Origin of the sequence: Micromonospora sp. WMMD1155 (genome assembly GCF_029581275.1) — a bacterium.
Lineage (GTDB): Bacteria > Actinomycetota > Actinomycetes > Mycobacteriales > Micromonosporaceae > Micromonospora.
This window is the reverse complement of sequence record NZ_CP120742.1, coordinates 3,002,442-3,022,337: the sequence shown is the minus strand read 5'-3', so window position 1 is coordinate 3,022,337 and position 19,896 is coordinate 3,002,442. Positions and strand designations below refer to the sequence as shown.

The 19,896-nt window shown below is 70.2% G+C and carries 20 protein-coding genes, 1 tRNA gene and 1 other RNA gene; 9 read left to right on the top strand and 13 right to left on the bottom strand.

The features are described 5' to 3' along the window. Positions 1–27 precede the first annotated feature (27 nt). Positions 28–1,779 (top strand): 2-isopropylmalate synthase, encoded by a 1,752-nt coding sequence (gene leuA / locus O7617_RS13740; RefSeq protein ID WP_282263943.1) that lies wholly within the window; start codon positions 28–30, stop codon positions 1,777–1,779. Between the two features lie 29 nt (positions 1,780–1,808). Here leuA and O7617_RS13735 read toward each other — a convergent pair whose 3' ends face one another. Beyond that, positions 1,809–3,302, bottom strand: coding sequence for an MFS transporter (locus O7617_RS13735; protein ID WP_282263941.1), 1,494 nt, complete (start codon positions 3,300–3,302; stop codon positions 1,809–1,811). A 107-nt stretch (positions 3,303–3,409) separates the two neighbouring features. On the opposite strand from O7617_RS13735, the gene O7617_RS13730 reads away from it, so the two are divergent. After that, the gene (locus O7617_RS13730) at positions 3,410–4,066 is read left to right on the top strand and encodes an HNH endonuclease family protein (protein WP_282263939.1); all 657 of its coding nucleotides are present in this window, start codon (positions 3,410–3,412) and stop codon (positions 4,064–4,066) included. Further along, positions 4,063–4,452 carry a hypothetical protein gene (locus tag O7617_RS13725; protein ID WP_282263937.1) on the top strand — a complete coding sequence of 130 codons (390 nt, stop codon included), beginning with the start codon at positions 4,063–4,065 and terminating at the stop codon, positions 4,450–4,452. Before O7617_RS13730 ends, O7617_RS13725 begins: the two co-directional genes overlap by 4 nt. Positions 4,453–4,497: 45 nt before the next feature. Here O7617_RS13725 and O7617_RS13720 read toward each other — a convergent pair whose 3' ends face one another. The 7 genes from O7617_RS13720 to O7617_RS13690 form a co-directional block, all read right to left on the bottom strand. Further along, positions 4,498–5,601, bottom strand: a complete 1,104-nt coding sequence (locus O7617_RS13720; RefSeq protein WP_282263936.1) for an oligopeptide/dipeptide ABC transporter ATP-binding protein — start codon at positions 5,599–5,601, stop codon at positions 4,498–4,500. After that, positions 5,598–6,611, bottom strand: a complete 1,014-nt coding sequence (locus tag O7617_RS13715) for an ABC transporter ATP-binding protein (RefSeq protein ID WP_282263934.1) — start codon at positions 6,609–6,611, stop codon at positions 5,598–5,600. Before O7617_RS13715 ends, O7617_RS13720 begins: the two co-directional genes overlap by 4 nt. A 6-nt stretch (positions 6,612–6,617) precedes the next feature. Beyond that, a complete protein-coding gene (locus O7617_RS13710; protein WP_282263932.1) occupies positions 6,618–7,580 on the bottom strand; it encodes an ABC transporter permease in 963 nt (320 codons plus the stop codon). Next, positions 7,577–8,581 carry an ABC transporter permease gene (locus O7617_RS13705; RefSeq protein WP_282263930.1) on the bottom strand — a complete coding sequence of 335 codons (1,005 nt, stop codon included), beginning with the start codon at positions 8,579–8,581 and terminating at the stop codon, positions 7,577–7,579. Before O7617_RS13705 ends, O7617_RS13710 begins: the two co-directional genes overlap by 4 nt. Positions 8,582–8,665: 84 nt before the next feature. Next, positions 8,666–10,327, bottom strand: coding sequence for an ABC transporter substrate-binding protein (locus O7617_RS13700; protein ID WP_282263929.1), 1,662 nt, complete (start codon positions 10,325–10,327; stop codon positions 8,666–8,668). A 312-nt stretch (positions 10,328–10,639) separates the two neighbouring features. Next, positions 10,640–11,233 (bottom strand): recombination mediator RecR, encoded by a 594-nt coding sequence (gene recR, locus O7617_RS13695; RefSeq protein WP_282263927.1) that lies wholly within the window; start codon positions 11,231–11,233, stop codon positions 10,640–10,642. 8 nt (positions 11,234–11,241) lie between these two features. Continuing rightward, positions 11,242–11,550 carry a YbaB/EbfC family nucleoid-associated protein gene (locus O7617_RS13690; protein ID WP_030489880.1) on the bottom strand — a complete coding sequence of 103 codons (309 nt, stop codon included), beginning with the start codon at positions 11,548–11,550 and terminating at the stop codon, positions 11,242–11,244. Positions 11,551–11,755: 205 nt separating this feature from the next. Here O7617_RS13690 and O7617_RS13685 point away from each other — a divergent pair, with 205 nt between their 5' ends. Further along, positions 11,756–12,439 carry a DUF998 domain-containing protein gene (locus tag O7617_RS13685; RefSeq protein ID WP_282263926.1) on the top strand — a complete coding sequence of 228 codons (684 nt, stop codon included), beginning with the start codon at positions 11,756–11,758 and terminating at the stop codon, positions 12,437–12,439. Positions 12,440–12,488: 49 nt separating this feature from the next. Here O7617_RS13685 and O7617_RS13680 read toward each other — a convergent pair whose 3' ends face one another. Together O7617_RS13680 and ffs are read right to left on the bottom strand one after the other, a co-directional pair. Then, a complete protein-coding gene (locus O7617_RS13680) occupies positions 12,489–15,413 on the bottom strand; it encodes a DNA polymerase III subunit gamma and tau (RefSeq protein ID WP_282263925.1) in 2,925 nt (974 codons plus the stop codon). 259 nt (positions 15,414–15,672) lie between these two features. Next, positions 15,673–15,762: signal recognition particle sRNA small type (gene ffs / locus O7617_RS13675), an RNA gene on the bottom strand. Between the two features lie 82 nt (positions 15,763–15,844). Between ffs and O7617_RS13670 the strand changes: the two genes are divergently transcribed. Then, positions 15,845–15,929 (top strand) — tRNA-Ser (locus O7617_RS13670). Between the two features lie 70 nt (positions 15,930–15,999). Here O7617_RS13670 and O7617_RS13665 read toward each other — a convergent pair. The 3 genes from O7617_RS13665 to O7617_RS13655 all read right to left on the bottom strand — a co-directional run bounded on the left by O7617_RS13665 (position 16,000) and on the right by O7617_RS13655 (position 17,514). Then, the gene (locus O7617_RS13665) at positions 16,000–16,662 is read right to left on the bottom strand and encodes a pentapeptide repeat-containing protein (RefSeq protein ID WP_282263923.1); all 663 of its coding nucleotides are present in this window, start codon (positions 16,660–16,662) and stop codon (positions 16,000–16,002) included. Continuing rightward, positions 16,659–17,090, bottom strand: coding sequence for a YbaB/EbfC family nucleoid-associated protein (locus O7617_RS13660; protein WP_282263921.1), 432 nt, complete (start codon positions 17,088–17,090; stop codon positions 16,659–16,661). The genes O7617_RS13665 and O7617_RS13660 overlap by 4 nt, the downstream gene beginning before the upstream one ends. Before the next feature lie 247 nt (positions 17,091–17,337). Continuing rightward, positions 17,338–17,514, bottom strand: a complete 177-nt coding sequence (locus O7617_RS13655) for a hypothetical protein (RefSeq protein WP_282263920.1) — start codon at positions 17,512–17,514, stop codon at positions 17,338–17,340. Positions 17,515–17,943: 429 nt separating this feature from the next. Between O7617_RS13655 and O7617_RS13650 the strand changes: the two genes are divergently transcribed. The 4 genes from O7617_RS13650 (at position 17,944) to O7617_RS13635 (ending at position 19,866) form a co-directional block, all read left to right on the top strand. Then, positions 17,944–18,690 (top strand): DUF5753 domain-containing protein, encoded by a 747-nt coding sequence (locus O7617_RS13650; protein WP_282263919.1) that lies wholly within the window; start codon positions 17,944–17,946, stop codon positions 18,688–18,690. Continuing rightward, positions 18,678–18,872 carry a DUF397 domain-containing protein gene (locus tag O7617_RS13645; RefSeq protein ID WP_282263918.1) on the top strand — a complete coding sequence of 65 codons (195 nt, stop codon included), beginning with the start codon at positions 18,678–18,680 and terminating at the stop codon, positions 18,870–18,872. Before O7617_RS13650 ends, O7617_RS13645 begins: the two co-directional genes overlap by 13 nt. A 30-nt stretch (positions 18,873–18,902) precedes the next feature. After that, entirely contained in the window at positions 18,903–19,103 is a 201-nt protein-coding gene (locus tag O7617_RS13640) for a DUF397 domain-containing protein (protein ID WP_282263917.1), read from the top strand. Between the two features lie 178 nt (positions 19,104–19,281). After that, positions 19,282–19,866: an AraC family transcriptional regulator gene (locus tag O7617_RS13635; RefSeq protein WP_282263914.1), complete on the top strand. Its 585-nt coding sequence runs from the start codon at positions 19,282–19,284 to the stop codon at positions 19,864–19,866. The last annotated feature ends 30 nt before the right edge of the window (positions 19,867–19,896 follow it).

Here is a 19,896-nt window from a genome sequence, read left to right as displayed (position 1 = left end):
GCCACATGTTCCAGGGAGCACTCTGAAATGGCTCAACCTGTCACCGAAGCCGAATCCGATCCGTTCGCTCGGCAGCGCCCGAGCCGGATGCCGGTCCACCGCTACCAGCCCTACCGGGAGCAGTTCCGGGTGGAGCTGCCGGACCGCACCTGGCCCACCCGGCACGTCGACGCCGCCCCACGGTGGTGCGCGGTGGACCTCCGCGACGGCAACCAGGCCCTGATCGACCCGATGTCGCCGGAGCGCAAGCGCCGGATGTTCCAGCTGCTGGTCCAGATGGGCTACAAGGAGATCGAGGTCGGCTTCCCGTCGGCCAGTCAGACCGACTTCGACTTCGTCCGGCAGCTCATCGAACAGGACATGATCCCCGAGGACGTCACCATCCAGGTGCTCACCCAGTGCCGGGAGCACCTGATCGACCGGACGTTCGAGTCGCTGCGCGGCGCCAAGCGGGCCATCGTGCACTTCTACAACTCGACCTCCACCCTCCAGCGTCGGGTGGTCTTCGGCCTGGACAAGGACGGCATCGCCGACATCGCCACGACCGGTGCGCGGCTCTGCCAGAAGTACGCGGAGATCCACACCCCGGACACCGACATCTTCTACGAGTACTCCCCCGAGTCGTACACGGGCACCGAGCTGGAGTACGCGCTGGAGGTCTGCTCCCGCGTCATCGATGTGATCGACCCGACGCCCGACCGCCCGCTGATCATCAACCTGCCGGCCACCGTCGAGATGGCCACCCCCAACGTGTACGCCGACTCGATCGAGTGGATGCACCGGCACCTGCCGCGCCGCGACAGCGTGGTGCTGAGCCTGCACCCGCACAACGACCGGGGCACCGGGGTCGCCGCCGCCGAGCTGGGCCTGCTGGCCGGTGCCGACCGCATCGAGGGCTGCCTGTTCGGCAACGGCGAGCGCACCGGCAACGTGGACCTGGTGACACTGGGGCTCAACCTCTTCTCCCAGGGCATCGACCCGATGATCGACTTCTCGAACATCGACGAGATCCGGCGGGCGGTCGAATACTGCAACCAGCTCCCGGTGCACGAGCGCCACCCGTACGCGGGCGACCTGGTCTACACCGCCTTCTCCGGCTCCCACCAGGACGCGATCAAGAAGGGCTTCGACGCCCTGGCCGCCGACGCGAAGGCAGCCGGTGTACCGGTGGACGAGCACACCTGGGCGGTGCCGTACCTGCCGATCGACCCGAAGGACCTGGGCCGCACCTACGAGGCGGTCATCCGGGTCAACTCGCAGTCCGGCAAGGGCGGCGTCGCGTACATCATGAAGAGCGAGCACCAACTGGACCTGCCCCGGCGGCTCCAGATCGAGTTCTCCGGAGTGGTGCAGCAGGTCACCGACCACGACGGCGGCGAGGTCGACCCGGCCGCCATGTGGGAGATCTTCGCGACGCACTACCTGCTCGACCACCAGCCCGACCCGGCGATCCGGCTGGCCGGTTACACGATCAGCACCATCGACGGCAAGGTCGAGATCGAGGCCCAGGTCGGGGTGGGCGCCGAGCAGCGCTCACTCGCCGCCGTCGGTAACGGTCCGATCGACGCGTACGTCAACGCACTGCACACGGTCGGGGTGGGCGTGCGGGTGCTCGACTACCACGAGCACGCGCTCTCCTCCGGCGGGGACGCGCAGGCCGCCGCGTACGTGGAGTGCGAGGTCGACGGGCGGACGGTCTGGGGTGTCGGCACCGACGCCAACATCGTCACCGCCTCGATCAAGGCGGTCACCAGCGCCGTCAACCGCGCCCGCCGCTGACCCACGCGCCACGCCCCCGGAGTGCTCGGCTACTTCGGGGGTGTGGCGGCGGGCAGGGAGTGGCAGGGCTGCGACGGCGGGGCCGCCCGGGGCGGCCGGTGGACCAGCAGGAGGGCCAGCACCGCCCCGGCCACGAGCAGTCCGGCGCACCACTCCATCGCGCCACGGAACGCGTCGGTCAGCTCGCTCTTCTGCTCGTACCCGCCGCCGGACAGACCGACCAGCAGCGGCAGCGCCGCCACCGCGAGCAGGCCACCGGCTCGGGACGCGGCGTTGTTGAAGCCGCTGGCCACGCCGGAGAAGCGGTCCTCCACGGCGGCCAGCACCGACGCGGTCAGCGGTGCCACGACCAGGGTCAGCCCGATCCCGAAGAGCAGCACCCCGGGCAGCACGTCCGTCCAGTACGACGCGCCCGGTCCGACGCCGCGCAGCAGCAGCAGGCCGACCGCGGCCACCACCGGCCCGACGGTCAACTGCAAGCGGGGGCCGATCTTCGCCGACAACGCTCCCGAGCGGGCCGACCCGACCAACAGCAGCAGGGTCATCGGCAGCAGTGCGATGCCGGTGCGGAACGCCGACCACTCGACCACGTTCTGCAGGTAGACGGCGAAGAAGAAGGTGAAACCGCTCAGTGCCGCGTAGACGACGACGGTGAAGATGTTCAGCACCGAGAAGAGCCGGCTGGAGAACAGCCCGGTGGGGAGCATCGCCGCGTCGCCGCGCCGCCGTTCCAACAGGACGAAGACCACCGCCGACAGCACCCCGACCAGCGCCGCGACCAGCACCGGCGCCGAATCGTAGCCGCGCGCCGGAACGTCGATCAGGGCGTACGTGACACCGGCGAGCGCGAGTGCTCCGAGCAGGGCCCCGGCGACGTCGAACCGGCGGCGCGTCTGCTCGGGCCCCTCGGTGCGGGATGCGCTCTCGTCCCGGCTCTCCGGCACCCAGCGCGTCGCGGCCAGCACCACCAGCACGGCGATCGGCAGGTTGAGGAAGAAGATCCAGCGCCAGGAGAGCGCGTCGATCAGCCAGCCCCCGATGAACGGGCCGAGCGCGGTGGACACCCCGGACAGTCCGGCCCAGGCGCCGATCGCCCGCCCCCGGTCGTCCGGGTGGAAGCTCGCCTGGAGCACGGACAGCGACCCGGGGGTGAGCAGCGCGCCGCCGGCGCCCTGGAGGAACCGGGCCGCGATCAGCCAGCCGGTGCCCTGGGCCAGCCCGCAGAGCACGGAGGCGGCGGTGAACCAGACCACGCCGACCAGGAAGACGCGCCGTCGACCGAAGCGGTCGCCGAGGGCACCGCCGAGCAGCACGAACGCGGCCAGCATCAGCAGGTAGCCGTTGACGGTCCACTGGAGATCGGACACGTTGGCACCGAGGTCCTGCCCGAGCTTCGGCAGCGCCACGTTGACGACGGTCGTGTCGAGGAAGACCATGCCAGAGGCGAGTACGGCGGCGAGTAGCGTGCCCCGGCCGGCGGCGGTGCCCATCCGGAGGGCAGGCGCCGGTGCGGGTGTGGTCATCCCACCAATGTGCCCTGCACGATGTGGGAGACGCCACGAAATGCCAAAACCTTGCCCGGGTACTGTGCGCAATCGCCGGGAGACCGCAAGCTGGAGAGGTGTCGTCTGTGCGTACCACATCAGGACCGCGAGCGGCGGTGGCCGTGCTCGCCGCGGCGCTGGCGCTCGGCGTCGCCGGTTGCGTCCCGCCGGACGAGCCGGAGCCTCAGCCGTCGGGCGGCGGCGGCAACGCCGTACAGCAACTCGGTCAGCTCACCGTGGCCACTGCCGGCTCGATGAAGGGCTACAGCAGAGACCACTTCCCGCACTGGCGGGACACCGGCAAGAACTGTGACGTGCGGGACAGCATTCTCCAGCGCGACGGTAAGGACGTGAAACTCTCCGGCTGCAACGTGGTCGGCGGTCGTTGGGAGAGCGTGTACGACGGCCGTAGCGCCGCCGACCCCGCCGACGTGGACATCGACCACATGGTGCCGTTGGCCAACGCGTGGCGTTCGGGCGCCGACGAGTGGGACGACCAGAAGCGCGGCGATTTCGCCAACGACACCACACGTCCGCAGCTCATCGCGGTTTCCGCGTCCTCCAACCGGGCAAAGGGTGACCAGGACCCGTCCCAGTGGAAGCCGGCGAACCGCGAGTACTGGTGCACGTACGCCGAAAGCTGGGTGACGGTCAAGCACTACTGGCGGTTGACGGTGACCAGCGCCGAGAAGGCCGCCCTGACCGACATGCTGGAGGGCTGCACAGTGGGGAACGCGTCGTGACGGCCGCCGAGGAGAGCGGCCCGACCACCGAGGAGAAGGGTCCGGCCGCCGCCGGCATGACCGCGGACGGCACCGCCGAGACCTCCGCCGCGGTGCCGGGTGCCGGCATGGTGGCCGATTCCGGTGGCGCGGCCGGTCCGCAGAGCCGCACCTCGGACATCGTGCCCGGCCCCGGCGGCGTGATGACCGACGAGGTCGGTGTGGTCACCGGCGACCTGACCCTGCGTACCGAGTACGCCGACGGCAAGGTCACCCTTCGGGTGCAGTACAAGGACGCGGACGAGTGGTACGTGGTCACCGGCACGTCGGTGGCGTTGGCCGATCCGGCGGGGCTGGACGCGGTGCACGGTGTCGCCGTGGGCCTGCTGAACCGACCCGAGGGCTGAGCGGCCACGCTCGCCCCGACCATCGATCGGGGCGAGCGGGCTTCGTCAGACGTACGAGCCGGGCTCGGTGGGAGCGGAGACCGCGGCCGGCGCTTCCCCCTCGTCCTCGGGGCGGACGATCTGCGCGCTGACCTGGTGCGGGCGTAGCTCACCGCTGGCGATCTGCTCGGCCCAGTGGCAGGCCACCCGGCTGACGCCGATCTCCCGCAACACGGGTCGTTCGTCCGCGCAGCGGGTGGGCTGCGCCCACGGGCAGCGCGTGTGGAACCGGCAGCCGGACGGCGGGTTGGCCGGCGACGGCAGGTCACCGGCGAGCAGGATCCGCTCCCGGCGGTCCTCCACGTCCGGGTCCGGCACCGGCACCGCGGACATCAACGCCCGGGTGTACGGGTGCAGCGGCTCGGTGTAGAGCCGGTCGCTCGGTGCCTCCTCGACCAACGCGCCCAGGTACATGACGCCAACGGTGTCGGAGATGTGCCGGACCACGGCGAGGTCGTGCGCGATCACCAGGTAGGTCAGCCCGAGGCTGTCCTGGAGTTCGTCGAGCAGGTTGACCACCTGGGCCTGGATCGAGACGTCGAGCGCCGAGACCGGCTCGTCGGCGACGATCAGCTCCGGCCCGAGCACCAGCGCGCGGGCGATGCCGATGCGCTGCCGCTGGCCGCCGGAGAACTCGTGCGGGTAGCGGGACAGCGCCCACCGGGGCAGCCCCACCGCGTCCAGGGTCTCGCCGATGATCCGGCGACGGTCGGTGCGGTCGGTACCGATCCCGTGGGTCTGCATGCCCTCGGTCAGGATCGACTCGACGTTCTGCCGAGGGTCGAGGCTGGACATCGGGTCCTGGAAGATCATTTGCATCCGCCGACGCATGCCGCGCAGCTTCCCGGGCGGCAACGTGGTCAGCTCGACGCCGTCGAACGCCACCTCACCGGCGGTCGGCGGAGTGAGCTGGAGCAGCGCCCGCCCCAGCGTGGACTTGCCACAGCCGGACTCGCCGACCAGGCCGTACGTCTTGCCCCGAGGAATGCTGAGGTCCACCCCGTCGACGGCCTTCACGTGGCCGACCACCCGGTCGAACAGCACACCCCGCTTGATCGGGAAGTGCACCTTCAGATCGCGTACCTCGACGAGAGTGTCGTTGTCACTCACGCTTGTTCCTCCTCGCGCGGGGCGGGCACCGTGCCGGGCACCGGCTCCGGGTTGACGCACCGGTAGCTACGTCCGTCGTGTGCCTGCACCAACTCCGGCGGCTCACCCACGCACTCGTCGGTCCGTCGGGCGCAGCGCGGGGCGAAGGCACAACCCTCCGGCCAGGGCAGCAGGTCGCGGACCGAGCCGGGGATCGGGCTGAGCTTCTCGCCCCGCCCGGCGTCCAGGCGGGGCACCGAACCGAGCAGACCCACGGTGTACGGGTGCCGCGGCTGGCGGAACAGTGGACGGCGGCGGGCCGTCTCCACCACCCGGCCGCCGTAGAGCACGTTGACGGTGTCGCACATGCCGGCCACCACACCCAGATCGTGGGTGATCATCAGCAGCGCGGTGCCGGAGTCCCGGACCAGTTCCTTGAGCAGTTCCAGGATCTGGGCCTGGATGGTGACGTCCAACGCGGTGGTCGGCTCGTCGGCGATCAGCAGCCGAGGCCGGCAGGCCACCGCCATCGCGATGAGCGCACGCTGGCGCATCCCACCGGAGAGCTGGTGCGGGTACTCCTTCAGCCGCCGCTTCGGGTCGGGGATACCGACCCGGTCCAGCAGCTCCGCCGCCTCCTTCGCCGCGGCCGCACCCTTCATCCCCCGGTGCCGGGTCAGCACCTCGGTCACCTGCAACCCGATCGGGATCACCGGGTTCAGCGAGGACAGCGGGTCCTGGAAGATCATCGCGATGTCCCGACCACGGATGTCCCGCCGCGACCGGTCGTCGAGCTGGAGCAGGTCGGTGCCGTCGAAGACGGCCTTGCCGCCGACCCGCAGCCCGGGCTGCTTCGGCAGCAGACCCATGATCGCCAGCGAGGTGACGCTCTTGCCACAGCCGGACTCGCCGACCAGGCCGACCACCTCACCGGCGTCGACCGAGAAGGACACCCCGTCGACGGCGTGCACGGCCCGCTGGCCGCGCCGGGCGAACGTGACGGACAGATCATCAACTTCGAGCAGTGCCATCGCAGCCTACTTCCGCAGCTTCGGGTCGAGGGCCTCACGCATCGCCTCACCGAGCAGGGTGAAGCCGAGCGCGGTGATGATGATCGCGACGGCCGGGTAGATCGCCAGCGACGGCCGGATGCCGAGGTACTGCTGTGCGTCGGCGAGCATGACGCCCCACTCCGGTACGGCGGTGTCCGGGTTGCCCAGGCCGAGGAAGGACAGCGCCGCGGCTTCGATGATGGCGGTGGCCAGGGTCAGCGTGGCCTGCACGATCACCGGGGCGAGCGAGTTCGGCACCACGTGGGTCAGCGCGATCTTCGACTTCTTCACCCCGAGCGAGGTGGCCGCGAGCACGTAGTCGCTGTTGGCCTGGGAGATCATCGAGCCGCGCAGCAGCCGGGCGAACACCGGCACCGACACCACGCCGACCGCGATCATCACGGTGGTCAGGCTGGCCCCGAGCAGGGCGGCGATGCTCACCGCCAGCAGCAGGCTCGGCATCGCCAGCAGCATGTCGATGAAGCGCATCAGGGTGGTGTCGACCCAGCGCCCCCACCGACCACCGAGACCGGCAGCCGCACCCGAGATGCCACCGATCAGCGCGCCGATCGCCAGACCGATGAGGGTGGAGACCACACCGACCAGCAGGGTCTGCCGGGCTCCCACGATCATCCGGCTGAACTCGTCCCGGCCCTGGTGGTCGTACCCGAACCAGTGGTCACCGTCGGGGCCGGGGATCACACCCGGCTTGATCAGACCCTCCCGGATGCCGATCGTGTCCGTCGGCCCGTACGGCACGAGGAACGGCCCGACCACCGCGACCAGCAGGAAGAGCGCCAGGATGACCGCGCCGACGATCGCGGCCGGGTTGCTCCGGAGCCGGCGGAAGGCCTCCTGCCAGAGGCTGACGCCGCGCTCGTCGTCACGGGCGGCCAGCTCGGAGAGCCGGTCGATCTTTTCACGCTTCTTGCCCGGGCTGAGTGTCATCGCACCCTCACCCTCGGGTCGATGAAGCTGTAGGAGAGGTCGACCAGGAGGTTCACCAGCACGTACACCACCGCGATGATCAGGATGAAGCCCATCAGCACCGGATAGTCGCGCTGGCCGATGGCCTCGGCGACGAACGCTCCGATGCCACTGAAGGCGAAGACGGTCTCGGTCAGCACGGCGCCGGAGAGCAGGCCGCCCGCGAGCAGACCGATCGAGGTGGCCACCGGCAGCATCGCGTTGCGCAGCACGTGCCGGCGACGGACCGTCTGCTCGGTCAGGCCCTTCGCCTCGGCGGTGCGGACGAAGTCCTCGTTGAGGACCTCCAGCACGCTCGCCCGGGTGATCCGGACGATGATCGCCAGCGGGATGCTGGCCAGCGCGATGGCCGGCAGCACCAGATGCCAGAGGGCGTCGGCGGCGGCGTCCCACTCCCGGGTCATCAACCCGTCGAGGACGAAGAAGTTGGTGATCCGGGTCGCCCCGAGCGTCGGGTCCTGTCGGCCGCTGGACGGGAACCAGTGCAGGTTCTCCGAGAAGATCGCTTTGAGCACGTAGCCGAGGAAGAAGACCGGGATGCAGATGCCGATCAGCGAGCCGCCCACGGACGCGTGGTCCAGGAAGCGGCCGCGACGACGGGCGGCCAGGTAACCCAGCGGGATGCCGACGCCGATCGCGATCACCATCGCGGTGATGGTCAGCTCGACGGTGCCGGGGAAGCGCTCGATGAACTCCGTGGTGACCGCCCGCTTGGTGGAGGTCGAGGTGCCCAGGTCGAGTTTGATCATCCGGCGGACGAAACGGCCGTACTGCACCAGGATGGGCTCGTCGAGCCCCATGTTGCGACGGATGGCAGCACGCATCTCGGGCGTGCCGCGCTCGCCGAGGATGGCGGTCTCGGGGCCGCCGGGGAGCCGGCGGAGCCAGATGAAGAGCAGGAGGGAGAGCCCGAACAGCGTGGGTATCAGCTGAAGCAGGCGTCTGACGATGAACCGGAACACGGCGGCCTCGAAGGGGTGCGGAGGGTTACGGGCGGGCGCTGTGGACAGCGCCCGCCCGCGTTCCTTGCTGCGTCAGATCAGGACTTACTTGAACTCGGCGGTGGCGTACCGCTCGTCGGTGAGCGGGCTGGCCTTGACGCCGGTCACGTCCTTGCCGAACACGATCGCCGGCGGCGAGTGCGAGATCGGCACACCGGGCAGGAAGTCCATGACGGACTTGTTCAGGGCCTTGTACTTCTCGGTCCGGGCCGCGATGTCGGCGGTGGTGTCCGCGTCCTTGAACTGGTCGAACAGGGCCTTGTTGTTGAAGCCCCACTCGTCCTTCGGCCGGTCGAAGAAGGTACCGATGAAGTTGTAGGCGTCGCCGTAGTCACCGGTCCAGCCCAGGAAGTGGAGGTCGTGCTTGTTGCCCGAGGTGGTGGCGTTGAGGTAGTCCGGGCTCCACTTCAGCGGGATCGCCTCGACGGTGATGCCGACGGCCTTCAGGTCCGCCGAGAGCAGCTCGAAGATGTCCTTCGGGTTCGGCATGTACGGCCGGGTGACCTCGGTCGGGTAGTGGAACTTCAGCGTCAGGTTCGACGCGCCCGCCTCGGCCAGCAGCGCCTTCGCCTTGGCCGGGTCGTAGGTGTACTTCGTGACGTCGCCGTTCCAACCCTCGACGGTGTCCGGCATGAAGTTGTCGGCGACCTTGGCGCCCGGCGGCAGCTTGGAGGTGACCAGCTGCTGACGGTTCAGGGCGTACGCGATGGCCTGCCGGACCCGGATGTCGGCGAGCTTCGGGTTGCCCTTCTGGTTCATCGCCAGGTAGAGCACGTTGAACGCCGGACGGGTGAGCATGTTGAAGCCCTCGGACTTCAGCGGCTCGACGTCGGCCGGGCCGACCAGGTCGTAGCCCTGGATGTCACCGGAGCGGAGCGCCTGCTTGCGGGCGTTCTCGTCCGAGATCGTCTTGAAGATGAGGTTCTTCAGCTTGGCCTTGGGGCCCGCGTAGTCCTCGTTGCGCTCCAGGGTCAGCGTCTTGTTGGCGACGTCCCAGGTCTTGAACTTGAACGGGCCGGTGCCGGTCGGGTGCGCCGTGGCGTACGCCGGGTACTTGATGTCCTCGGCGGTGCCGCCCACGTTGCTGGCGTCGAACTCCTGCAGCGCCTTCGGGCTGTGGATGGAGAACGAGGGGAGCATCAGCGCGGCCGGGATCTTGCTGGAGACCCGCGTGAAGGACAGGTCCACAGTGGTGGCGTCCTTGGCGGCGCAGGACTTGAAGAGGCTCGGCGGCAGCTCGGCGTCCTCGTTCTTGGCGAAGCCGCCCATGATGTCCTGCCAGTACGCGGTCACGTCCGGGCTCTGCATGAGGCCCTTGGCGTTGTACCAGCGGTTGAAGTTGACGCAGACGGCCTCGGCGTTGAAGTCGGTGCCGTCGTGGAACTTCACGCCCGAGCGGAGCTTGAAGGTCCAGGTGGTGCCCGCGGCGTCCGGGGTCCAGGACTCGGCCAGACCGGGGGTGACCTTCGTGCCACCCTCCTCCGGCCGGACCAGGGTCTCGAAGACCTGACGCGCCACGCGCAGCGACTCACCGTCGCTGGCGAAGCTCGGGTCGAGCACCTTCGGGTCTCCGGCGACGCCGAAGACGAGGGTGTCCTTCTTGCTACCGCCGGATTTGTCGTCGCGGTTGCTTTCGGCGCAGCCTGCTACCGCGAGGGCCGCGACCGCGACGGCCGCGATCGCGACCTTCGGCCTGGGTGCACGCATGTGTGCTTCACCTCGTCCTTGGGGGTACGGACAACGTGGTGACAGGGGTCACCGATGGCGGTGACCATAGCTCTCGTTACGTCCACCCGGAAACTGCCAGGTGGACGGTTGGTATCGGATCGTGCCTCAAGCGCCGCTTGACTTTCGATTCGAAGGTAAACAGCCCCTCAGACCGTTCAATCCGCACCCGCGATGCCAAACTGTTACGTCGAACAGCCCCGATGAGGGATCAAGTGTCAGATCAATTCCGGGCAGTGACGAAGCGATGGACGACACCGTGAGGGTGCCGGCCATCGGTTGCACGTAAGGGGATCAGACCGCGCGTCGGCCCTCGAAGGCCCGGCCGAGGGTGATCTCGTCGGCGTACTCCAGGTCGCCGCCGACCGGCAGCCCACTGGCCAGCCGGGTCACCGAGATGCCCATCGGCTTCACCATCAACGCCAGGTAGGTGGCGGTCGCCTCGCCCTCGGTGTTCGGATCCGTGGCCAGGATCAACTCCCGCACCGTGCCGCCGCCGAGCCGGATCAGCAGCTCCCGGATGCGCAGATTGTCCGGCCCGATCCCCTCCAGCGGATTGATCGCGCCGCCCAGCACGTGGTAGCGACCGCGGAACTCACCGGTCCGCTCGATGGCCACCACGTCCTTGGGCTCCTCCACCACACACAGCACCTCGTCGGTGCGGCGCGGGTCGCGGCAGATCCGGCACTGCTCGGACTCGGCCACGTTGTAACAGGTGGTGCAGAACCGCACCAGCTCCTTGACCTTGCGCAGCGCGCCGGCCAGCCGGTTGACGTCGGCCGGATCCGCCGACAGGACGTGGAACGCGATCCGCTGGGCGCTCTTCGGGCCCACGCCCGGCAACCGACCCAGCTCGTCGATCAGGTCCTGGATGGCACCTTCGTACATCTGCCGGCTCAGAAACCGGGCAGGCCGAGGCCGCCCATGCCACCGGCGACCGGGCCCATCTTGCGCTCGGTCAACTCGCGGGCCGCCTCGGCGGCATTGTGCACGGCCGCGACGACCAGGTCCTCAAGGGTCTCCACGTCGTCCGCGTCGACGGCCTTCGGGTCGATCTTGATGGCCTTCAGCTCACCGGAGCCGGAGACGGTAGCCGTGACCAGCCCACCACCGGCGGTGCCGGTCAGCTCGGCCTCGGCCAGCTCAGCCTGGGCGGCGGCGATCTGCTGCTGCATCTTCTGCGCCTGCTTCAGCATCTGCTGCATGTTCGGCTGTCCACCTGGGCGCACGGATGGCTCCTTCTCGCACTCGTCTGCTCGGCCGCCGCCCAGCCTATCCGCTGGGACCGACCCTGCCCCGCCCGGTGCGTCCGCCCACGCCGGACCCTTCCGGGGGTACGGCTGGCACTACCCCGAACCGGCCACCTGGCGGTAGTGCGCCACGAACCACCCACCTGGTCTGCTCAAGGGCATGAATATCAGCCGCTCCGGCCGGATCGGCGCGCTGTGCTGGGTCGCGGCCACCCCGCTCTTCCTCGTCGCCAATCTGGTCACCGGTCTGCGGTGGCGCGACCCGACCTACAGTTGGGCCACCCACAACATCAGCGACCTCGGCAACGCACACTGCGGCATCTGGGACACCAGTCGTCCCCGTTACGTGTGCTCGCCCTGGCACCCGCTGATGAACGCCGCGACACTCACCACCGCCGTGTTGCTCGCCGTCGGAATCCTGCTGACCTGGCGGATCCTCGGTCGCGGGGGCGTGGTGCGCGCGGCCCAGACGCTCCTGCTGCTGGCCGCCGGCGGGTACGCCCTGGTCGCCCTCCACCCGGCCGACGTCGACGAGAACCGGCACGTCCTCGGCGCAGTCCTGATCATGGGCCTGGGCAACGTCGGTCTGCTCCTCGCCGGCTTCGCCCCGGCCACCACGACGCTCGGCCGGTGGCGACGGCTCACCCTCACGGCCGGGATCATCGCGCTGGTCGGGACGGCGCTGTTCTTCGCCCAGCAGGGGGTCGGGATCGGCGTGGGCGGCATGGAACGCGTCGCCGTCCTGCCCTTCCCTCTCTGGGCCTGCTGCCTAGGCGTCCTACTGGCCGAAACCCCAGCCCCCGCACCCGCTCGCGTCGATCATGGAGTAGTGGTGTCCGAATAGACCAGTAGGGGGCGGGTTGTCACCCACCACAACTCCATGATCGGCGGGGTCAGCGGGCGTCGACCTCGTCGATCTTCTCGGCGCCGAAGGTTTCCCGGAGCAGCCGTACCGCCTGCTCTTCACTGGACTCCCGGGCGGTCTTCTCGTCGATGACCTCGTCCAACGGCTCGTCGCCCGGGTCGAAGCCCTCATAGACCGGGGTCGCCGCCGGGGCCGCCCCACCCGGTCGACCACCGCGCGCCGCCGGTCCGTCGAAGTCCGGGTCGTAGGGCGGCTCGCCCGCCCATTCGGCGTCCGCGACGGGCCGGGACGCCGCGGCGGTACGCGTACCCCGCCCCGCCGCCGCCGCGCGAGCCGCGGCGATGGCGCTGCTCACCGGTGCGGCACCGGCTGACGCCGGCTGCCGGGCCGCCGGCGTCGGGTTACCCCGCCCGCCCGCCTGACCAGCACCGGCCGCTGCGCCCGAGCCGTTCGCTCCGATGCCATGAGCGCTACCGCTGCTCGGTGCGATGCTGGACGCAGCATCAAGCCCGGGGGTGTCTCCGGCCGACGCGCCGCCGGGGCGGGCGGCCTCCGGCCAGTCCTCGTCATCCTTCGCCTCGGCGACGGGGGCACCGCCGCCGGGGAGCGCCGCCTCCGGCCAGTCGTCCTCGTCGTCGACCGCCGTGGGTTGCGGGCCACCCTGCTGGCCCGCGCCGTGGCCACCGCCGCCGCGCACAGCCGCGCCTCCGGGCTGACCACCGGAGTGCGGGCCGGTAGCGCCGAACGAACTCGTTGCGGCGGGCGGCGCGCTGGTCGGGCCGGTGGCAACCGGTGACGTCGGCGCACTCGCCGGTCGGGCAGGGGCCGCACGGTTCGGCGCGGCGTTCGGGTTCGCCGTCGCACTCGCGTTCGGCGCGGCGCTCGGGCTCGGCGCGGCGCTCGGGCTCGGCGCGGCGCTCGCGTTCGGCGCGGCCGCACGGTTCGGCGCGGCACTCGGGTCGGATGCCGCGGGCGGTGCGCTCGCCGGGCTGGCGGCGGGCGTGTTCGGCGCGGCGGGACGGACCGGAGCGGCGGGCTGCGAGCGCTGCGGGCCGGACAGCGACACTCCGCCACGCTCACCGGCCACCTCGCACCGGATCTGCCAGCGCCCGCCCAACTCCTCGTAGAGCGCGTCGGTCAGCACGGCCGAGTGGTCGGCCATCATCTTGGCCAGCACTGTCGACTTCACGGTCAGTACCAGCATGTCGCCGTCGAGCTCGCGGACCACCGCGTCGCGCATCAGGGCGGCGATCCGCTTGTTGGTCCGGTTGACCTTGCCGACCACGTCGGGCCACACCCGGCGGACCGCGACCGCGTCCAGCGCGGCGGCCGGCGCATCCGGTCGGGGCGGCACGGGGGTGGCCGGGTCGGGAAGCACCGCCGACGGCGGCACCGCACGGCGCGGCACCGACGGGCCACCGGAGCCGGTGCCACCCGAACCGGGGCCGGCGAAGCCGCCGGCCGAACCGGCAGCAGCCGAACCGCCGGTCGCGCCGGAGGCGGATGCCATCCCGACGGTGGTCGCCGACGCACCGGGCGACGCCGGGATCGGCGAATCGGCGGTCGGGACGCCCGCCGCCGGAGCACCCGAGATCGGAGCACCCGAGGCCGGACCGCCCGACATCGAAGCACCCTGGGCGGCGGCGCTGCGGGCCGGGGACGTGGCCGGGTCGACATCCCACGGCGGTGCGGAGGTCGGGGCGTCGGCGGGTGCGGGGTCGGCGGCAGCCGGAACCGGGGTGGCGGGCTGTGGGCGTACCCCTGGGGTGTTGGTCGTTGCCTCGGTGCCGACCAGGGTGAGCCGACGTTCCATCCGCTCCAGGCGCTGGAGCAGGCCGCCGGTGGAGTCGTCCACGCCGGGAAGCAGCATTCGGGCGCAGATCAGCTCCAGCAGCAGGCGGGGCGCTGTGGTGCCGCGCATCTCCACCAGGCCGTCGTGCACGATGTCGGCGCAGCGAGAGAGCGTGGCCGTACCGAGTTGCGAGGCCTGGGCGGCCATCCGCTCGATCTGGTCGGCCGGGCCGTCGATGAGGCCCTTCGCGGCGGCGTCCGGCACCTGCTGGATGACGATCAGGTCGCGGAGCCGCTCCAGCAGGTCGGAGGCGAACCGGCGCATGTCGTGCCCGGCCTCGGCGACCCGGTCGACGGTGGCGTACGCGGCCGCGCCGTCACCGGCGGCCAGCGCGTCACACATCTCGTCGATCAACGCGGAGTCGGTGACCCCGAGCAGCGAGACGGCCCGGGCGTAGCTGACCCCTTCCGCGCCCGCGCCGGCGATGAGCTGGTCGAGCACGGAGAGGCTGTCCCGCATGCTGCCGCCACCGGCGCGCACCACGAGCGGAAAGACCGCCGGCTCGACGGCGACGCCCTCGGCCTGGGTGAGCTGCTCCAGGTACGGGCGGACCACCTTCGGCGGGAAGAGCCGGAACGGGTAGTGGTGGGTCCGCGACCGGATCGTGCCGAGGACCTTCTCCGGCTCGGTGGTGGCGAAGATGAACTTGACGTACTCCGGAGGCTCCTCGACCAGCTTGAGCAGGGCGTTGAAGCCCTGGGTCGAGACCATGTGCGCCTCGTCGATGATGTAGATCTTGAAGCGGCTGTTGGCCGGTGCGAAGAAGGCACGCTCGCGCAGCTCGCGGGCGTCGTCGACACCGCCGTGGCTGGCCGCGTCGATCTCGATCACGTCGATCGAGCCGGCACCGTCGGCGGCCAGCGAGCGGCAGGACGCACACTTGCCGCACGGTTCGGGGGTGGGGCCCTCCTCGCAGTTGAGTGAGCGGGCCATGATCCGGGCGCTGGTGGTCTTGCCGCAGCCACGCGGCCCGGAGAAGAGGTAGGCGTGGTTGAGCCGCCCACTGCGCAGCGCCTGCGACAGCGGCTCGGTCACGTGCTCCTGACCGATGACCTCGGCGAAGGTCCGCGGCCGGTACTTGCGGTAGAGCGCCAGCGTCACTCGTCCCGCCTCCTCTCGACCGAGCCATTCTGCGCCGGTCGGGCGCGGACGACCACCCACCCCGCCGAATGGCCGAGGCTGCCGCGCCCCGCCGGGCGCCCGGGTTGCCGTGGGTCGCCGTGCCTTGCGGCGCGTGGCCGTGCCTTGCCGCGCGTTGATCGACTCCACATCGCCGACCTGGCGGTGTCGACTGCCCGGGACAGCCCCACCTCGCCGACCTGGTGTGGATCAAGGCCCCGGAGCAGGGCCCCGGAGACGAAAAGGCCTCCCGTGCACCCGGCAGAGCTCGCTTATCCTTGCTGCCTTCCGGCCCTGGGGAGGTTCACGAGATACCGCCGCACGGGAGGTGCCGCCAAGCCTACCCGACCGCCCGTCGATCTTCAGGGGGTGGTGGGGTGGCCCGCCCGACGGGGGCCTGTATCCTGGCTCGCGGAGGATTCGCCTAGAGGCCTAGGGCGCACGCTTGGAAAGCGTGTTGGGTTAACACCCTCACGAGTTCGAATCTCGTATCCTCCGCTCGTCTGAGCAGCACCAGCGACAGGGCCGGCCCCACGGGACCGGCCCTGAGTCGTCTGCGACGGCGTCCTCAGCCCACCACCTGGACGTCCTCCGCGCCCTGCCCGGAGAACCACGCCGCAAGCTCGACACCGCCGAGTGACCGCGTCGCCCCCTCGTCGACGAGGACCGGGCCGACGACGGCACCCTTCGCGCCGTCGAGTTGGCAGCCGAACATCCGCGCGCCGCTCAGCACCGTCGGCATGCTCGTATTGCCCAGCGTGCACCAGCGCATGCTGGCCAACTCCAGATCGGCATCGCGCAGGTCGGTCTCGTAGAGGGTGGCGGAGTTGAGGACCGAGCGGCGGAGATCCGCCCCGGCCAGCACGGCGTGGTCGAGTTGCGCCGAGAACAGGCGGGCCGAGAGGAACCGCGCCCGACCGGCCGAGCAGCCGACGAGTGTCGCCTTGGCCAGGTCGGCGCAGGCGAAGTCCGCGCCCTCCACCTCGGCGTCGGCCAGGTCGGCGTCGGCGAGGTTGGTCGCCTCGAACCGGACGTCGACCAGGCGCGAGTTGGCGAGATAGGCGCCGACCAGGTCGAGACGGCTGAGGTCCGCCCCGCGAAAATCGAGAAAATCACCAGAGAGGTACGCGGTCTCGGCCGACGCCGCGAACCACTCCTCCAGTGCCGCCCGCGCGTCCGGGCTGTCCGGCCAGCGGATCACGTCGTCGCTGGTCCGTCGGTATCTGCTCACCGCCCGTGCTGGTCGTCCGGCCCGTCCACGGCGGGGTCGGCCGCGCGCAGTTGCTGCCCGACGCGTTCGGCTATCGCCCGCGCGGCGGGTGAGTCGGTCCCCAGGGTGTCGCCGATGATCTCCTGCGCCCGGTCGGCCAACTGCCGTTTGGCCACACCGATCGTGTTCATGATCGTCCTGGCGACCACGTCGGGCGCGACCCGCTGGATCCGCTGACCCAGTTGCAGGTCGACCAACGCGCCCACCGAGTCGACGGTGACCTCCACCAGCCCGTTGCCGTCGGCAGCCGTCACCCGTAGCGCCTGGATGCGGTCACTCATCGCGTCGGTGGCGATCGCCAACTGGTCGAGGCGACCCTTCCACTCCGCGAGCCGGTCCATCGCGCCGTCCGGGTCCAGCAGCCCCGCCGTGTTGGGAACCTCGGCCATCACGTGTCCCCTCGGTCGCTCAAGGTGATCATGCTCAGCGGAGGGAGGTTAACACGGGCAGCCCTCACGACAGTCCAGGTGAGACACGCGGGCTGACCCGAAAACTTCGGCGCCTGGAGCGGTACCGACCCACTCCCGGCGGGCGACACCCGGACTGACGCCGACCGCCGGACTCCTCGCCTTCGCCGATCTCCCCAGAGACCCGCACCAAGTCACACCCTGCGGAAATGGCACCCATGGCGGCCGGTCAGGGCCTTTCGATGCTGCGAGGCCGACGGACCAGGGGCAGCCACCCGAGAAAGCGGGCGTGAAGGGCCGGCAGGTCGGGGTGGGCACCGAGGGCATACAGGTCTTCGATCGCGTCTTGCAGGTTCGACGCCAGGTAGAACGCCAGGGCGATCGAATGGCCGTAGAACTCGGTCACAAGGTGAAGCTGCGCTGGCCCGCACGGCCACGCGGCAGCGCAGTTGCGGCACAGCCAAGCGGGACGCATCGGGATGTGGGGGCGGGCGGCCTGCGACGTCCAGCGGCGCGCGGGTACGCGGGTGACCGGCCGGGGCAGGCCGACGGCCCCCGGCGGCCAGGGCACGCCCGGTGAAGACGGCGGCGGGGCGGGCTTCGGTTCGGGGTTCCGTTCGGGCGGCTCGTTCGTCACAGGTTGCCCCCTCGATCTTCGCTGCGGGAGGGCCGCCAACGAGTGTTCGAAAACGGGGCGGCCCGTTGCGAACGCGGCCGAGTTCGAGTTCCCTGCCAGTCGCACCGTCTACACAGCACCTTGCCCTTTGGAACTGGACGGCTACACCACGTAGCTATACGTTATGTAGACGTTGAAGACGTCCGCTCGGAGGTGGGTATGAACCAAGCCCTACGAGCGGCCTTAGCCGACGCGGGTGAGACCGTTGAAAGTCTTGCCGAGCAGGTGGGTGTAGACCCGAAGACGGTTGCGCGCTGGGTCAACCCCGGCCGGATCCCGCATCCGCGTCACCGCGCAGCCGCAGCCGCTGCGCTCGGCCGTGAAGTCGAGGACATTTGGCCGGACGTTTTGAAACGGCGTGAGCCGGCATGGTTACGCCCGTGGGTGGAGGTTGAACTTCAGGCATCCGCGCTGCGCGCCTTCCAAGTGGCGGTCGTCCCCGGCTTACTGCAGACCCCCGACTACGCCTCGGCGGTGCTGGCCAGTGGGGTGCTCGACCCAGATGAGGTAGCGGACTACGTAGCGACCCGGTTGCGGAGACAGACGGCGGTGCTGGACCGACGCAAGCCTCCGCTCTTCGTCGCGCTGATTGACGAGTTCGCTCTTCGTCGCGGCGACCCCGAGATCATGAACCCGCAGCTGGACCATCTGGTAAAGATGGCTCAACGGCCGCATGTGCTCCTTCACGTGTTGCCGCTGGACGCCGGCCTCCACGCCGGGCAGGCAGGGCCCTTCGTCATCGCCACGACTCAAGACGGCGATGTCGCCTACCTCGATGATCAGGCTGCCGGGCGGCTCACCAATGACACCGCCGCCCTCTGGGCCACCTGGGATACGCTCCGTTCGATGGCCTTATCGCGCCGTCAAACCATCGACTTTCTAGAGGCAAGATCATGGCTGACCTGACCGGCGCCCTCTGGCGCACGAGCACCCGTAGCAGCTCAAACGGCGGCGACTGCGTCGAGGTCGCCGACAACCTGCCCGGCATCGTCGCGGTGCGCGACTCGAAGAACCAGTCGGGTCCGGCGCTGACCTTTCCTCCGGCCGCGTGGGCTGCGTTCGTTCGCCAGGTCATCACCCGGTCGTAATCAACGCCAGACGTACGGGAGCGTGGAGTCATGGAGTTGAACGGGTTGAGCGGCGCCCGATGGCGCAAGAGCAGCCGCAGCAGCGGCAACGGCGGCAACTGCGTCGAGGTCGCCGACAACCTGCCCGGCGTCGTGGGCGTACGCGATTCCAAGGACCCGGCCGGTCCGGCACTCACCTTCACGTCGACGGCCTGGCGCGCGTTCGTCACCGGGCTGGCTTCGCAGGTCTGACCAGGAGCCACCGTCGCTGGAACGCAGTGCAGTAGGGAGAGCCTTGCGCCTGCTATTCGAGCATCGTGACACCGAGACACACGCGAGCCTCGTCGATCGCGTGTGGCGCACCCGCAGCGAGGCGGAAGACACGATGACATCGGCGGCGCGCACGTGCTGCCAACTGATCTTCACGCGGATGCAGGGGCAGCTACATGTCAGTCTGCGCGGACCGGAGACCAGAGCGACTTCTGCGCCGGTCCCGCCGGACGCCGAGTTCTTCGGCATCCGGCTCACGCTCGGCACCGTCCTCCGGCCGCATCCGACAGCCGCGATCGTCGACAGCCACGTGTCCTTTCCGGTGACGGACTCGGGCCGGATAGTCATCGGCGGCGAGGCCTGGGAAGCGCCGACGTACGAGAACGTCGAGCAGTTCGTCCGGCGGCTGCGGGACGCGGGCCTGCTGGTGCGATCACGCCTGGAGCGCTTCGCCGGGCACCCCGGGGACCACCCGTCCAGTCGAACGCTTCAGCGGCAGTACCGCGCGGTCACCGGCCTCTCGCGCACCGCCGTGACGCAGATCGACCGCGTGAACGCGGCGGCCACGATGCTGCGCGACGGGCTCGACTGGAGCACTGTCGTCGAGGCACTGGGGTACTTCGACCAAGCTCACCTGGCCCATGCGCTGCGGCGCTACGTCGGGCGTACCGCGCGAGGGCTGCGAACGGACGACGACGCGTCGATGTCGTTCCTGTACAAGACCGGCCCGTCACCAGGAAGCTAACGTCCGTCCTCCGGCCGCCCCGGCGGCTGC